This is a genomic window from Sphingomonas sp. BK235 (assembly GCF_004345855.1).
In the GTDB taxonomy this organism is placed as follows: Bacteria; Pseudomonadota; Alphaproteobacteria; order Sphingomonadales; family Sphingomonadaceae; genus Sphingomonas.
Genome location: NZ_SLXN01000001.1, coordinates 618,272 through 633,656 on the forward strand (window position 1 = coordinate 618,272; position 15,385 = coordinate 633,656).

Here is a 15,385-nt window from a genome sequence, read left to right on the forward strand (position 1 = left end):
TCCCCTCCAGCGCCGACCCCCCACGACATCTTGCGACACATTAACGCTGGACGCGCCCGACCGGCATGTTCATGCATCGCAGCATGAGGCGTGCGACCCTTGCGACGACCCTGCTCGCGCTGGCGGGCTGCAGCGTCGGCCCCGATTATCAGCCGCGGTCGGCGTCCGAGCTCGGCGTGCCGGTCGCTTATTCCGTCCCCGCCGCGCCGACGCGCGAGGACCTCACGCGCTGGTGGCAGCGGTTCGACGATCCCGTCCTCGGCGAGCTGGTCGACCAGGCCGCGACCGCCAACCTCGACGTCGCGCAGGCGATCGCACGGCTGCGTCAGGCGCGCGAGTCGCTGGTGCAGAGCCGCGCCGACCTGCTGCCCTCGCTCAGCGGCAACACCGGCTACAGCCGCTCCGAGACGCTGCGCGGCGGCGGCCAGACGATCACGCTCCCCGACGGCACCGTGCAGAATGTCGGCGGCGGCGGCGCGGACAATTATTCGGTCGGGCTGAGCGCCTCCTATCAGCTCGGCCTGTTCGGCGAGGTGCGCCGCACCGTCGAGGCGAGCCGCGCGCAATATCAGGCCTCGGGCTTCGATTATGCGACCACCCTGCTATCGGTGCAGCAGGAGGTGGCGCGCAATTACGTGCTCGCGCGGCTCTATCAGGCGCAGCTCGCCAACGCGCGTGCCAGCCTGACGCTACAGGACGACAATCTCGAGATCGCGGGCTTCCGCGTCCAGGCCGGGCTGGTCTCGTCGCTCGACCAGGAGCAGGCGCGCCAGCAGCGCGCGCAGACCGCGGCGACGATCCCCTCGCTCGAGCAGCAATATAACGCTGCGGTGTCGCGCATCGGCGTGCTCACCGCGCAGGCGCCGGGCGCGCTCAAGCCGCGGCTGGCGGCGGCGCGGCCGATCCCGGTCGGCGCGGCGCCCTCGGGCATCGGCATCCCCGCCGACGTGCTGCGCCAGCGCCCCGATGTGCGCGCGGCCGAGCGCACGCTCGCCGCCGCGACCGCGCAGATCGGCGTCGCCAAGGCCGCGCTCTACCCCAATCTCGCGATCACCGGGAACATCAACACGCGCGCCTCGGGCGTCGGCAGCCTGTTCGACACCGTCACCGGGGGGCTGTTCGCGGGCATCACCCAGGCGATCTTCAACGGCGGCCGGCTCAACAGCCAGGTGCGCGGGCAGGAGGCGGCGGCCGACGCCGCGCTCGCGGCCTATAAGTCGACCGTGCTGACCGCGCTGGAGGACGTCGAGAATGCCGCGGTGGCGCTCGACACCGCGCGGCGACGCGAGGAGCAGCTGACCATCGCCTATGAGGCCGCGAACAACGCCGCGATTCTCTCGCGCAGCCAGTATCGCACCGGGCTGACCGATTTCACCACGCTCAGCCAGCAGGAGGCGACGCTGCTGAGCACGCGCAACAGCGCGGCGCAGGCGCAGGCCGACGCGGCGACCGCGCTGGTGCAGCTGTTCGGCGCGCTGGGCGGCGGGTGGGACTCGGCCGTGGTACCGGAGGCGCCGCCGCGCGCCGCCGCGGCGCCGACGCTCGCTCAACCCGCGCCGACGCCCGCCCCCATCACCACGCCCAGCGACGGACAGCCCTGATGCCCGAGACACAGCTTGACGACTTCCTGGGCGTCCAGCCGCAGCCGGCGTGGCGGCGCTGGGCCAAGTGGGTGCTGGTGCTCGCCGGCCTGGTCGTGGTGCTGCTGCTGCTCTCGCGCTGTGTCTTCGGCGGCGACGAGCCGGTGCGCTACGCCACCGCCACGGCCAAGCGCGGTGACCTCACCGTCACCGTCTCCGCCACGGGCAAGCTCGTCCCGACCAACCAGGTGACGGTCGGCTCGCAGCTCTCCGGGCTCGTCACCAAGGTCGTGGTCGACGTCAACGACCGCGTCAGCGCGGGCCAGCCGCTCGCGCTGATCGATCCCGAGCAGATCGACGACCAGATCCGCGCCGGGCAGGCGCAGCTCGCCGCCAACGAGGCGCAGGTAGCGCAGGCACGCGCCACGGTGGCGGAGTCGCAGGCGCAGCTCGCCCGCCTCAACGAGGTGTTCAAGCTGTCGAAGGGACGCGTGCCCTCGCGCACCGAGCTGCAGACCGGTCAGGCCGACGCGCAGCGCGCCACCGCGGCGCTGCGCGTCGCCGAGGCGAACGTCGCCGCCGCGCGCGCGACGCTGTCGCAGTCGCAGACGCAGCGCGCGCGCGCGATCATCCGCTCGCCCGTCAACGGCGTGGTGCTGGCGCGGCAGGTCGATCCCGGCCAGACCGTCGCCGCCTCGTTCAACACGCCGACGCTGTTCGTGATCGCCGAGGACCTCTCCAAGATGAAGCTGGAGGTGGCGATCGACGAGGCCGATGTGGGCGAGGTGCAGATCGGGCAGAAGGCCGATTTCACCGTCGACGCTTTCCCCGGCCGCACCTTTCCGGCGACGATCACGCGCGTCGACCTCGGCTCGAACCTGACGGTCAGCAACGCCACGGCTTCGTCCTCGTCGTCGACCAGTTCGAGCACCAGCACCAGCGGGCAAGTGGTGTCCTATGCCGCCGATCTGACGGTGGCGAACCCGACGCTCCAGCTGCGCCCCGGCATGACCGCGACGGCGGACATCGTCACCGCGGACAAGCGCAACGTGCTGCTCGTCCCCAATGCCGCCTTCCGCTTCAAGCCGAGCGCGCAGGGCGGCGGGCGCAGCGGGATCACGGGCACGATCCTGATGGGGCCGCCGCGTCGCGCGCGCGCGGGCGAGCGCAGCGCCACCGTCGGCCGCGGCGCGGCGCAGACCGTCTACGTCAAGGGCGAGGACGGCACGCCGCAGCCGATCCAGGTCACCACCGGCGACACCGACGGCACGCAGACCGAGGTGCTGTCGGGCGGGCTCAAGCCGGGCATGGAGGTGATCACCGGTCAGCTCGCCGCGGGCACCGACCAGGCCGGCGCGGCCAGCGCGAGCGGGCGCGGGCGTCGCAGCGGGGGAGGGGGCGCGGCGGGTGGCCAGTGATGCGCCCCTGATCAGCCTGCGCGGCGTCACCAAGGTGTATGGCGAAGGCGCGACGCAGTTCCAGGCGCTCAAGGGCGTCGACCTCGACATCGCCGCTGGCGACTTCGTCGCGGTGATGGGCCCGTCGGGCTCGGGCAAGTCGACGACGATGAACATCCTCGGGTGCCTCGACGTGCCGAGCGGTGGCACCTTCCTGTTCCAGGGCCATCACGTCGAAACGCTCGACCGCGACCAGCGCGCTCTGCTGCGGCGCCGGCATCTCGGCTTCGTGTTCCAGGGCTTCAACCTGCTCAGCCGCACCACCGCGCTGGAGAATGTCGAGCTGCCGCTGCTGTACCGCGGCGACGAGAAGCGCGCGCGGCGCCAGGCGGCGATGGCGGCGCTGGAGAAGGTCGGGCTCGACCAATGGTGGGACCATACCCCCGCCGAGCTCTCCGGCGGCCAGCAGCAGCGCGTCGCGATCGCGCGCGCGATCGTCACTTCACCCGACGTGCTGCTCGCCGACGAGCCGACCGGCAACCTCGATTCCGAGCGCTCGGTCGAGATCATGGAGCTACTCACCGGCCTCAACCGCGACAGCAACATCACCGTGCTGATGGTGACGCACGAGCCCGACATGGCCGCCTTCGCGCGCACCGTGATCCACTTCAAGGACGGGCTGGTGGAGCGGATCGAGGCGCAGCACCGCCCCGGCGAGACGCCCGAGCGGGTCGAGGCGAACTGATGCTGGGCACCACCTTCCTGCTCGCGCTCCGCTCGATCCGGCGGCACCTGCTGCGCTCGTTCCTGACGATCCTCGGCATCGTCATCGGCGTCGGCGCGGTCGTCACGATGGTCACACTCGGCAAGGCGACCACCGCGGCGGTGCAATCGCAGATCGCGGCGCTGGGCACCAACATCCTCCAGATCCGGCCCGGGCAGGGCTTCGGTCGCGGCGGCGGCGGACCGCGCCCGCCCGACTTCAAGCCCGAGGACGTCACCGCGATCGCGGGGCAGATCGCGGGCGTCACCGCGGTGGCACCGCAGGCGCAGGCGAGCGCCACCGCGATCTACGAGGGTGCCAACTGGTCGACCACGATCAACGGCACCACCGCGGCCTATTTCCAGGTCCAGCCCTGGCCGCTGGTGAGCGGTCGGCAGTGGACGCCGCAGGAGGAGCAGGCGGGCAAGGCGGTCTGCATCATCGGCAACACCGTGCGGCAGAACCTCTTCCGCGGCGGCGAGGCCGTGGGCGAGCGCTTCCGGCTCGGCGACGTCAGCTGCGACGTGATCGGCGTGTTGTCGACCAAGGGGCAGGCCGGGTTCGGCGGCGATCAGGACGATATCGTGATCATGCCGATCAAGACGGTGCAGCGCCGCTTCACCGGCAATCGCGACGTGCGGCTGATGCTGGTCGGGGTCGACCAGGCCTATGCCACCAGCACCGTCCAGGCCTCGATCACCCAGCTGCTGCGCGAGCGCCGCACCATCACCGACGGGCGCGAGGACGATTTCAACATCTTCGACACCAAGCAGATCAGCGACACGCTGACCGGCACCACCACCGCGCTGACCCGCATCGTCGCGGCGGTGGCCGCGATCAGCCTCGTGGTCGGCGGGATCGGCATCATGAACATCATGCTGGTGTCGGTGACCGAGCGGACGCGCGAGATCGGCATCCGGCTCGCGATCGGCGCGGTGGCGCGCGAAGTGCTGCTGCAATTCCTGGTCGAGGCGGTGGCGCTGTCGTGCCTCGGCGGGCTGATCGGGCTGGTGCTGGCGCAGGCGGTGATCGCGGGGCTGACGCCGCTGCTCCAGGTGCCGTGGACGTTCGATCCGCGGATCAACCTGGTGGCGTTCGCGATCTCGGCGGTGATCGGCGTGGTGTTCGGCTATTTCCCGGCGCGGCGCGCGGCGGCGCTCAACCCGATCGACGCGCTGCGGCACGAATAGGGGCGGGGCGGCACGACTAGGGCGGGGCATCTTCTCCCGCGACCCACCCGGCTTTCGCGGGACCTTCGCAAGACCTTCCCGTCATCCCGGACTTGTTCCGGGATCCACCGTCCCGCGAATGCATGGCGCGTTGGTCTCGCGGTGGAGTGGATCCCGGAACAAGTCCGGGATGACGGAAGAGTTTCGCAAAGTATGCCTCAAGGGGAGGGATAAGCCCTCACTCCCCCAGTTCCGCTCTCAGCTCGGCGCGCAGAGCCGCCAGCGCCTCCTCGTCGCCACCGCGCAGCAGGTGCGAGTCCGGCCGCGACAGCGCCTCGGGCGCGTGGACCAGCTCGCGCAGCGCCTCCAATTCCTCCGGCGTGTCGACGTCGATCAGCTCGGCGCCGTTGGTGACGACGTGGCGGCCCGACTGGATCAGGTCGCGCGCGCCCTGGTCGCCGCTGATCGCGAGCAGCTCGTCGAAGCGCGCCCGGCCGAACAGCGCGGGCGGCTTGGGTGAGCGGCCGTCACTCGACGCCACCACCGCCTGCTCGCCCATCTCGCTCGCGTCGAATAGCCGGTAGATATGCGCCGCGGTGACGCGCGGCATGTCGGCGAGCGCGATCAGCACCGCCTTGGCGTCATGCGCCCGCGCGCAATCCACCCCGATCCGCACCGAGGACGCCATGTCGCGCTCGGGATCGTCGTTGTGCGTGACGAAGAAGCCGAACTGCGCGAAGTCGATCTTGCAGCCGTCCACCACCGCGACGCGCTGGCGGAACGGCATGTCCTCCAAGGCCACCGCGACGTGCAGCCCGAGCGGGCGCGCGAGGAATGGCTGGTCCAGCTTGCTGCCGATGTCGCCGAACCGCTCCGAGCGGCCGGCGGCGAGCAGCACGAGCACGGTATCCTCAACGGCGATCATTGAACGCTCCCACCATCGCCGCCGCGATCGACAGCGCGATCTCGGACGGGCCGATCGCGCCGATGTCGATCCCGACGGGACCGTCGATCCGGTCGAGTTGATCCGCATCAACGCCCGAGGCGGCGAGCCGCTCCCGCCGCGCCGCGTGGCTGCGTCGGCTGCCGAGCGCGCCGACATAGCCGGTCTCCGCGGCGAGCGCGGCGATCAGCGCCGGATCGTCGATCTTGGTGTCGTGGCTGAGCGTCACCACGGCGGTGGATGGGCCGGGCTTCCACGCCGCGACCGCCTCGTCGGGCCAGCGATCGTCGAGCGTGACGCCGGGGAAGCGCTCCTCCGTGAGGAAGCGCCCGCGCGGATCGATCACCACCGTCTCGATGCCGAGCGCCTGGCTGAGCGCGGCGAGGCCCTGCGCGATCTGCACCGCGCCGACGATCAGCAGCCTCCGCGGCGGATCGTAGCGGTTGGCGAAGACCTCGCCCGTCTCGAGCGGGCGCAGGTCGGCATGGCCGGTGGCGAGATCGGTGGTGACGGTGAGCGAGCGGCCCTCCGCGCGCGCCTCGGCGATGCGGTCGAACAATTCGGGGTCGAAGCCCTCCGCCGAGACCGGCTGCACCATGACGCTGATCTCGCCGCCGCAGGGCAGGCCGACCTCCCAGGCGCTGTCGTCGGCGACGCCGTAGCGCTTGAGCTGGAACGGGGCGCCCGCGATCACCTGCGCCGCGGTGTCGAGGATGTCGCCCTCGACGCAGCCGCCCGAGACCGAGCCCTCGAAGCGCCCGTCGGCGTGGACCAGCATGTGGCTGCCGCGCGGCCGCGGGGCCGAGCCCCAGGTGGAGACCACCGTGGCGAGCGCGAGCGGAGCGCCCTTCCAGTTCTGCGCGGCGGCGAGGACGGTGTCGTTGTCGGCCATGAGTCAGATGATCCTAGAAGGCGTTGTGCTCCTGCGCACGCAGGAGCCTAGGGGCAAGCGCCGCGCTCGCGGCTCTGGGTTCCTGCGTGCGCAGGAACACGGGGGCTGGCGGTCGGGCGTGGCGAACCCCTCCGTGGAGATGGCCCACCCCGCGCCGATCCTCATCGTCATGCCGGGCTTGACCCGGCATCCAGGCGTCCACGCACGTCGCGCCCAGTTGCGCTCGTGGCGCCATGAATCCCGGCGCAATGCCGGGATGACGGGAGGAGGGTGGTCAGTCGTCGCCCGCTCACACCGGCGGCAGCGCGGCGAGCAGCGTGTCGAGCGTCGCGGCGACGTCGCGCACGCGTACGCCCGTCGCATTGTGGATCGCGTTGATCACCGCCGCGCCCGCGCCCGAGATGCCAAGCTCGCCCACCGCCTTGGCGCCGGTCTGGTTGGCGGCGTCGTCGATCTCCTCGACGAAATGGCACTCGATCCGAGGCACGTCGGCGTTCACCGCGACGTGATACTCGCCGAAGTCTGGGTTGACGAAGCGGCCCGAGCGCGGGTCGACCACCGCTGCCTCGCCGAGCGCGTAGCTGATCCCCCAGATCATGCCGCCGACCAGCTGGTTGGTCGCGGTGGCGCGGTTGAGCACGCGGCCGACGTCGAACACGCCCACCATCCGGCGCACGCGCACCTCGCCGGTGACGGCGTTGACCGCCACCTCGGCGAAATGCGCGCCGTGGCTGGCCTGGCTGGTGCGCTGGGCCTGCTGCCCCGGCGTGCTGCGCCCGCGCGCGACGATCGGCGCGTCGCGGACGAGGTCGGCGAGCGGCACCGTGCGCGGCCCGGCGCTCACCATACCATCGCGCAGCACCAGCTCCTCGGGCGCGGCGTTCATCCGGCGCGCCAGCTCGGCGAGCACCTCCTCGCACGCCAGCGCCGCGGCGGAGGTGGCGCTGCCCGCGCCGAACGACCCGCCCGAGCCCGCGGTGGGCGGCAGGTCGGTGTCGCCGAGCCGGACCGTCACCGCGGCGGGCGCGAGGCCGAGGATCTCGCCCACGGTCTGCGCCATGATCGTGTAGGTGCCGGTGCCGATGTCGGTCATGTCGCACGACACGGTGGCGGCGCCGCCGGCGTCGATCCGCACCTCCGCCTCCGCCGAGACGGTGAAATTCCCGCGCAACGCGGTCGCCATGCCGATGCCGATCAGCCACTCGCCGTCGAACGTGGTGCCGGGATCGGGCACGCGCGCGGGCCAGCCGAAGCGTCGCGCGCCCTCGGCGTAGCAGTCGAGCAGGCGACGGGTGGAGAAGGGACGCGACGTCGTCGGGTCATAGGCCGGCTCGTTGCGGCGGCGCAGCTCGATCGGATCGAGCCCGAGTTGCTCGGCGAGCTCGTCCATCGCGCATTCGGTGGCGAAGGTGCCGATCGCCTCGCCGGGCGCGCGCACCGCGCCGGTCGGCGGCAGGTCGACGCGGACGAGATCGGTCGTCATCCGCCGCGCCGCGCCGGCGTAGAGCGGGATCGTGCCGAATGGCACCGGCTCGACGAAGCCGGCATCGTCGTTCTGCTGCGCCACGCTCTCGTGCGCGATCGCGGCGATGTGACCGTCGCGGTCGCAGGCGATGCGGACGCGCTGCGTCGTCGGGCTGCGATGGTGGACCAGATAGGCGGTGTCGCGCCGCGGCAGCGCCACCTTGACCGGGCGCCGCAATCGCTCGGCGGCGATCGCGGCGAGGATCACCTCGGGGCCGACGCCGGTCTTGCCGCCGAAGCCGCCGCCGACATAGGGCGCGAGCACGCGCACCTTGTCGGGCGCCATGCCCAGCGCGGTGGCGATCGTGTCGCGCGCGGCGCCGATGATCTGGTTGCTCGAGCGGACGGTGAGCACGTCACCCTCCCACCAGATCGTCGAGGCATGCGGTTCGAGCGCGGCGGGGAAATGCGCCGGGGTCGTATAGGTGCGATCGAGCACGACGTCGGCGTCGCGCAGCGCGGCGTCGAGGTCGCCGGTGTCGACGGGCGCGAGGAAGGCGGACGTGGGCCGGCGCTCGATCGGCAGGTCGGCGGCGTCGTAGCGGCCCAGCGCCGCTTCCGCCTCGACGCGGACGAGCGCCGCGGCCTCGCGCGCGATCGCCTGCGTCTGGGCGACGACGACCGCGACGGGCTGGCCGTAGTGGAAGACGCGATCGGTGCCCTGGTGCGGCATCGCGCGCGAGTTGGCGCCGCCGGCGGGAATGCGCGGGTCGTCGTCGATCACCGCGAGCACGCCGGGCAGCGCGCGCGCCGCCGCGGCGTCGATGCGGGTGACGCGGCCGGCGCCGGCCGGGGCGCCGACCACCGCGGCATAGGCAACGCCCTCCGGCGCGCGCTCATAAGCGTAGGTGGCGGCGCCGGTGACCTTGAGCGGCCCCTCGACGCGCGGCACCGCGGCGCCGAGCACGCCCTGCACCGCGCGCGCCAACCCGCCCGGCCGCTCCGCCGTGTCGATCGCCTGTTCGATCATCCCGTCCGTCCAGATTATCCTGCGTTATCCTTAGTATCGGATCCGTCGAAGCGGAAGCGTGCTCCGGCGGACGCGACACCTTCGTGAACGTTGCGGAACGTTCGTCATCGTCCATCATCCGGGGCTCGACCCGGGATCCATCCTTCCACGAGAGCAACGCTCGTGGCGTTCGCGACACGATGAATCCCGGAGCGAGTCCGGGATGACGAAGAGGTTACGCAAAGTACGTGTGAAGGCCCGAGGCCAGCGCCCCGGATCCGGCGTTCGTGGCTCTGGAATCCCTCTTGCACAGTGGACCAGATGCTAGTCCGGCAGGCCGGGCAACAATTTGTCGAGCGTGATCGGATAATCGCGCACGCGCACGCCGGTGGCGTTGTAGATCGCGTTGGCGATCGCTGCGCCAGCGCCCGAGATGCCGAGCTCGCCGATGCCCTTGGCGTGGATCGGGTTGGCATGGTGGTCGCGCCCGTCGAGGAACTCGACCTCCAGCTGCGGGATGTCGGCGTTGACGGGCACGTGATATTCGGCGAGGTCGCGGTTCACCACCTTGCCGTTGCGGCGGTCGTGGACCAGCTCCTCGCTCAGCGCCGCGCCAATCCCGAAGGTCATGCCGCCGAGACACTGCGAGCGCGCGGTCTTGCGGTTGAGGATCCTCCCCGCCTCGAACACGCCGAGCATGCGGACGACGCGCACCTCGCCCGTCACCGCGTTCACCTTCACCTCGGCGAAATGCGCGCCGTAGCTCGCCTGGCGGACCGCTTTCTCCTGGTGCCCCGGCTGGATCGTGCCGACGACCTTCATGCCGTCGCCGACCAGCTCGGTGATCTCCACCGCGCGGTTCTCGGCGATGGCGCGGCCGTCCTTGAGCGTGAGCTCGTCGGGGGCGACGCCCATCGCCTTGGCCAGCTTCTCGCGCAGCGCTTCGCAGGCGACATAGACCGAGGAGCCCGACGAGCCCGCGCCCCACGAACCGCCCGAGCCCGCCGCGGGCGGCGCCTCGCCGTCGCCGAGGTGGACGATCACGCGGTCGAGCGGCAGGCCCAGCGTCTCGGCGGCGATCTGCGCCAGGATCGTGTAGGTGCCGGTGCCGATATCGGTCATGTCGGTCGACACGATCGCGCGGCCGTCCTTGGTCAGCTCGACCGAGGCGGACGACTTCTGCAGCATGTTCGAGCGCACCGCGGCGGCGACGCCCATGCCGTAGAGCCACTCGCCGCGCCGGTCGCCCGCGGTCTTCTTGCGCGCGGACCAGCCGAACGCTTCGGCCCCGCGGTCGAGGCACGGGATCAGCTGGCGGCTGGAGAAGGGCACCTTCTTCTCGGGATCCTGCTCGGGCTCGTTGCGGCGGCGCAGCTCGATCGGGTCGATCCCGATCACCTCGGCCAGCTCGTCCATCGCCGCCTCGAGCGCGAGCATGCCGACCGCCTCGCCCGGCGCGCGCATCGAGCCGGAGAGCAGCCAGTTGAGCCGCACCAATTTGTGATCGGTCAGCCGGTTCTCCGCGGCATAAGCGAAGTGCGTGCCGATGCCGGCCGGCTCGAAATAGTCCTCGCCGGGCAGATTGCTCGCCAGCGTCTCGTGCGCGATCGCGGTGAGCTTGCCGTCATGGTCGGCGGCGAGACGGATGCGCTGCTCGGTATTGGAGCGGCGCACCGTGGCGTCGAACACCTGCTGGCGCGCCATCGCCACCTTCACCGGCCGGTCGAGCCGCTTGGCGGCGATCGCGGCGGCGACGCTCTCGGGCGCGATGCCGAGCTTGGAGCCGAAGCCGCCGCCGACATAGCGCGAGATGATCCGCACCTGATCGTTCTTCACGCCGAGCGCCTGGGCGAGCTGCATCTGGTCCGACGCGACCATCTGATACGAGCCGTGCAGCGTCAGCTTGCCGTCCTTCCACTCGGCGATCGAGGCGTGCGGCTCCATCGCGGCGGAGTTCTGGCTCGGCGTGGTATAGGTCTGGTCGACGGTGTAAGCGGCGGACGCCATCGCCGCCTCGACGTCGCCCTGTTTGGAATGGGGCGGGATCTGGTCGGGCGGGGGGCGATCGGCCTCGTCGCGATGCTCCGCGAAGACGAAGGCGCCTTCCGCCGGCTCATAGGCGACCTTGATGCGCGCCGCGGCATCGCGCGCCGCCTCGAACGTCCCGGCGACGACGATCGCGACGATCTCGCCGTGATAGTCGACCTTCTCCACCCCCTGCGTCGGCGCCTTCTTCTCGCCGCCCTGCTGCGGGTTGCGGATGAAGCTGGGGTAATCGGTGATGACGTCGATCACGCCCGGCAGCGCCTTGGCCTCGTCCGCGACGACGTCGGTGATCTTGCCCGAGCCGAACGGCGCGCGCACCAGCACGCCGTAGCTGAGCCGCTCGGCCGAATATTCCGCCGCATAGGTGGCGCGGCCGGAGACCTTGAGCGGTCCCTCGACGCGGTCGATCGGCTGGCCGATCACGCCCTGCGCGCCGCGGTCGAGCAGGCTGTCGGGGAGGGGCTTGTCCATGCGGAGCGAGCGATGCTCGTCGCGGCCCAGGACGGTGTCGAGCAGGGTCATTGCGTGAGATCCCGGAGCGTGGCGATGAGGACGCGCCGCGCGAGCGGCAATTTGAAGTCGTTGCTGCCGAAGCCCTTCGCCCCATCGAGCAGCGCGTCGGCGGCGGCCTCGAAGGCGGCGGTGCCGGGCGTCTGGCCGATCAGCGCCGCCTCGACCGCGGGATTGCGCCACGGCATGTGCGCGAGGCCGCCGAAGGCGAGCGCGGCGGAGGCGATCCGCCCGTCCTCGACCGCGATCACCGCGGCGACCGAGACGAGCGCGAAGGCATAGGAGGCACGGTCGCGCACCTTGCGGTACGTCTGCTTGCCCTGCGGCGGTGCGGGCAGCTCGACATGGGTGATCAGCTCGCCCGGCTCGAGCACGTTCTCGATGTGCGGCGTGTCGCCGGGCAGGCGATAGAAGTCCGCGATCGGGATGCGGCGCTTGTCGCCGTCGCCGCGCTGGGTGACGATCACCGCGTCGAGCGCGCGCATCGCCACCGGCATGTCGCCGGGGTGGGTGGCGATACACTGGTCGCTGGTGCCGAGGATGGCGTGAATGCGGTTGAAGCCGCCGATCGCCTCGCAGCCGCTGCCGGGTGCACGCTTGTTGCAGCCCGCTGCGGTGTCGTAGAAATAATAGCAGCGCGTGCGCTGGAGCAGGTTGCCGCCGGTCGTCGCCTTGTTGCGCAGCTGGCCGCTCGCGCCCGCGAGCAACGCGCGGCTGAGCACCTCATACTTCTCGATCACGCGCGGGTCGGCGGCGAGGTCGCTGTTGGGCACGAGCGCGCCGATGGTCAGCCCGCCGTCCTCGCGCTCCTCGATCCGGGCGAGATCGAGGCGGCTGATGTCGACCAGCTTCTCGGGCGTCTCGACCTGGAGCTTCATGAGGTCGAGCAGGTTGGTGCCCCCCGCGATGAAGCGGCCGCCCGCCTGCACCGCCTCGGCGACGCTGCCCGCACGGGCATAGTCGAAGGTCTTCATGCCGTCACCTCGCGCTGCTCGGCGGCGACCTCGCGAATCGCCTCGACGATATTGGGGTAAGCGGCGCAGCGGCAGATATTGCCGCTCATCCGCTCGCTGACCTCGTTCTCGTCGAAGGTGACGTCGCTCAGGTCGGCGGAGGCGTGGCTGGGCCAGCCCTTCTTCACCTCGTCGAGCATGCCGACCGCGGAGCAGATCTGCCCCGGCGTGCAATAGCCGCACTGATAGCCGTCGTGCTTGACGAAGGCGGCCTGGAGCGGGTGGAGGTTCTCGACCGTGCCGAGACCCTCGATCGTCATGATCTCGTCATCCTGGTGCATCACGGCGAGCGTGAGGCAGGCGTTGATGCGGCGACCGTTCACCAACATGGTGCAGGCGCCGCACTGGCCGTGGTCGCAGCCCTTCTTGCTGCCGGTGAGCCCGAGATGCTCACGGCACAGGTCGAGCAGCGAGGTGCGGACATCGACCTCGGCCTCGTAAGATTTCCCGTTGATGGTGAAGTGCATGGACCGGCCCCTGACTAATGTGTGCCAAACGTCGCGGCCGCTCGGCGGGTCCGTGCGAACGATTCTCATGGGGCTGGCGCTGGTGGCGCCCGGCACGGCGCTGGCGCAGAAAGCGGGGATGACCGCACCGACTCGCCCGCTCATCATAGCGCACCGCGGCGCCAGCGGCGAGCGGCCCGAGCATACCATCGCCAGCTACACGCGCGCGATCGAGCAGGGCGCCGACGTGATCGAGCCCGACCTGGTGCCGACCAAGGACGACGTGCTGGTCGCGCGTCACGAGAACGAGATTTCCGACACGACCGACGTCGCGCAGCATCCCGAGTTCGCCGACCGCCGCACCACCAAGACGATCGACGGCCAGTCGTTGACCGGCTGGTTCGTCGAGGACTTCACGTTGGCCGAGCTGAAGACGCTGCGTGCCAAGGAGCGGCTGCCGCAGCTGCGCCCCGCGAACACGGCGTGGGACGGCAAGGAGGCGATCCCGACCTTCGCCGAGGTGATCGCGCTGGCCAAGCAGCACCATGTCGGCATCTATCCCGAGACCAAGCACCCGACCTATTTCCGCTCGATCGGCCATCCGACTGACGCGCTGCTGGTCGCGCAGCTGCGCGCCGCCGGCTGGGACTCGCGCGCGGCGCCGGTGTTTATCCAGTCGTTCGAGGTCGACAATCTCAAGCGGCTGGCGACGATGACCAAGATCCGGCTGATCCAGCTCGTCGCCGCCAAGGGCGCCCCGGCCGACGGCGCCGCGCCGAGCTATGCCGCGATGGTGACGCCGGAGGGGCTGCGCGCGGTGGCACGCTACGCTTACGGTCTCGGGCCGGAGAAGGCGATGCTGTGGTCGGGCGCGACCGCGACGCCGCTGGTGCGCGACTCGCACGCGGCGGGGCTCAAGGTGCACCCCTGGACCTATCGCGCCGAGAACGTCTTCCTCGACCCGCGCTTCCGCCGCGGCGACCAGCCCGCCGCGCACGGCGACCTGGTCGGCGAGATCCGCGCCGCGCTGGGGCAGGGGATCGACGGGTTTTTCACCGATTTTCCTGCTATCGGGGCGGAGGCACGGGCGCGGGAGACGAAGTGATGCGTGGGTTGTTGGTGATGGTGGCAGCGGTGCCGCTGCTGGCGACGGGCGGGTGCGTGCGGACGGCGTGGAATGTCGCGACGCTGCCGGTGAAGGCGGTCGGCAAGGGCGCCGACGTGATGACCACCAGCGCCAAGGAGCGCGACGAGAAATACGTCCGCCAGCAGCGCAAACAGGCCGAGCGCGACGAGAAGGAGCGGCGCGAGCGTGAGAAGGAATGCCGCAAGCACCCGGACCGGTGTGAGGCGGCGCCCGGCTATGCAGGGGCGGGGCGCTGAGCCGGTCGGCCGGCGCGGGATGAGGTGAAGAGCGGGCGACCCGTGTTCCTGCGCACGCAGGAACGCAGGGCCGCGAGCGGTATGCTGTCTGACTCTGGGGTCCTGCGTGCGCAGGAGCACGGTAGTTGATGGGACAGCGCGTTCGCAGCGCGCGTCGACCCGGCGGGGGCCGGGGGCGGGGCCGAGCTGGGAAGACCGATGTGAGATCCATCGCGGTCCCTCGCATGGAAGGCGTCCGTGCGGGACTTTTATCAAATCCCTTCGCCATCCCGGACTTGTTCCGGGATCCACGGGTCCGCGAAGTCAGCGCGCGTTGCTCTCGCGGTGGAGTGGATCCCGGAACAAGTCCGGGATGACGGAAGAAGAGGAACGTTCCGCGACGTTCGCAGATACCGCGTCCTTCGGGTGACGATCGGCACGGTATCGATCCGCTTACGCTTATTAGATCGTAAGAGAGCGCGTGCGCGGGACGCTACGCCTTCCCCCGCCACGTCAGCGACTGCCGGTTCAGCACCGCAAGGTCCGCCTCGCCCGCCACCACCGCCTCACCCAGCGCGACGGCGGCGTCGAGCTGCGTGTCCGTCGCGTGACGATACGCAGGCCGCGCCGCGATCGCGTCATACCAGCGCCCGCCACAAGCATGATCGAGCAGGATGCGCTGGAAGCAATGATCCGCGCGCACCGGCCAGCCACGCTCGGCCGCGAGCCCCGGCATCACCTCGCGGGTGAGCGCGAGCCAGCGGCGCTCGCGCTCCTCCCGCGTCACGCGC

The 15,385-nt window shown here is 71.0% G+C and carries 13 protein-coding genes; 6 read left to right on the forward strand and 7 right to left on the reverse strand.

What is annotated here, in order from left to right:
* The first annotated feature begins 83 nt into the window (after nucleotides 1-83).
* The 4 genes from EV292_RS02845 to EV292_RS02860 are packed head-to-tail and all read left to right on the forward strand — an operon-like array spanning nucleotide 84 to nucleotide 4,930.
* A complete protein-coding gene (locus tag EV292_RS02845; RefSeq protein ID WP_132907650.1) occupies nucleotides 84-1,601 on the forward strand; it encodes an efflux transporter outer membrane subunit in 1,518 nt (505 codons plus the stop codon).
* Entirely contained in the window at nucleotides 1,601-2,998 is a 1,398-nt protein-coding gene (locus EV292_RS02850; RefSeq protein ID WP_132907651.1) for an efflux RND transporter periplasmic adaptor subunit, read from the forward strand. Before EV292_RS02845 ends, EV292_RS02850 begins: the two co-directional genes overlap by 1 nt.
* Nucleotides 2,988-3,722, forward strand: coding sequence for an ABC transporter ATP-binding protein (locus EV292_RS02855; RefSeq protein WP_132907652.1), 735 nt, complete (start codon nucleotides 2,988-2,990; stop codon nucleotides 3,720-3,722). Before EV292_RS02850 ends, EV292_RS02855 begins: the two co-directional genes overlap by 11 nt.
* A complete protein-coding gene (locus EV292_RS02860) occupies nucleotides 3,722-4,930 on the forward strand; it encodes an ABC transporter permease (RefSeq protein WP_132907653.1) in 1,209 nt (402 codons plus the stop codon). The genes EV292_RS02855 and EV292_RS02860 overlap by 1 nt, the downstream gene beginning before the upstream one ends.
* Before the next feature lie 217 nt (nucleotides 4,931-5,147).
* Here EV292_RS02860 and EV292_RS02865 read toward each other — a convergent pair whose 3' ends face one another.
* The 6 genes from EV292_RS02865 to EV292_RS02890 all read right to left on the reverse strand — a co-directional run bounded on the left by EV292_RS02865 (nucleotide 5,148) and on the right by EV292_RS02890 (nucleotide 13,253).
* On the reverse strand, nucleotides 5,148-5,834 hold the full coding sequence (locus tag EV292_RS02865; protein WP_132907654.1) for a nucleotidyltransferase family protein: 687 nt from the start codon (nucleotides 5,832-5,834) through the stop codon (nucleotides 5,148-5,150).
* The gene (locus EV292_RS02870; protein ID WP_132907655.1) at nucleotides 5,821-6,744 is read right to left on the reverse strand and encodes an XdhC family protein; all 924 of its coding nucleotides are present in this window, start codon (nucleotides 6,742-6,744) and stop codon (nucleotides 5,821-5,823) included. The genes EV292_RS02865 and EV292_RS02870 overlap by 14 nt, the downstream gene beginning before the upstream one ends.
* A gap of 289 nt (nucleotides 6,745-7,033) precedes the next feature.
* Nucleotides 7,034-9,238 carry a xanthine dehydrogenase family protein molybdopterin-binding subunit gene (locus EV292_RS02875; protein ID WP_132907656.1) on the reverse strand — a complete coding sequence of 735 codons (2,205 nt, stop codon included), beginning with the start codon at nucleotides 9,236-9,238 and terminating at the stop codon, nucleotides 7,034-7,036.
* 303 nt (nucleotides 9,239-9,541) lie between these two features.
* Entirely contained in the window at nucleotides 9,542-11,785 is a 2,244-nt protein-coding gene (locus EV292_RS02880; RefSeq protein WP_132907657.1) for a xanthine dehydrogenase family protein molybdopterin-binding subunit, read from the reverse strand.
* Nucleotides 11,782-12,747: a xanthine dehydrogenase family protein subunit M gene (locus tag EV292_RS02885; RefSeq protein WP_132907658.1), complete on the reverse strand. Its 966-nt coding sequence runs from the start codon at nucleotides 12,745-12,747 to the stop codon at nucleotides 11,782-11,784. The genes EV292_RS02880 and EV292_RS02885 overlap by 4 nt, the downstream gene beginning before the upstream one ends.
* Complete coding sequence (locus EV292_RS02890) at nucleotides 12,744-13,253, reverse strand: 2Fe-2S iron-sulfur cluster-binding protein (RefSeq protein ID WP_132907659.1); 510 nt, start codon at nucleotides 13,251-13,253, stop codon at nucleotides 12,744-12,746. The genes EV292_RS02885 and EV292_RS02890 overlap by 4 nt, the downstream gene beginning before the upstream one ends.
* A 118-nt stretch (nucleotides 13,254-13,371) precedes the next feature.
* Here EV292_RS02890 and EV292_RS02895 point away from each other — a divergent pair, with 118 nt between their 5' ends.
* Nucleotides 13,372-14,337, forward strand: coding sequence for a glycerophosphodiester phosphodiesterase (locus EV292_RS02895; RefSeq protein WP_243693625.1), 966 nt, complete (start codon nucleotides 13,372-13,374; stop codon nucleotides 14,335-14,337).
* Nucleotides 14,337-14,615: a hypothetical protein gene (locus EV292_RS02900; protein ID WP_132907660.1), complete on the forward strand. Its 279-nt coding sequence runs from the start codon at nucleotides 14,337-14,339 to the stop codon at nucleotides 14,613-14,615. Before EV292_RS02895 ends, EV292_RS02900 begins: the two co-directional genes overlap by 1 nt.
* Nucleotides 14,616-15,087: 472 nt before the next feature.
* Here the strand turns inward: EV292_RS02900 and EV292_RS02905 are convergent, their stop codons facing one another.
* Nucleotides 15,088-15,381 (reverse strand): GCN5-related N-acetyltransferase, encoded by a 294-nt coding sequence (locus EV292_RS02905; RefSeq protein WP_132907661.1) that lies wholly within the window; start codon nucleotides 15,379-15,381, stop codon nucleotides 15,088-15,090.
* Between the last annotated feature and the right edge of the window lie 4 nt (nucleotides 15,382-15,385).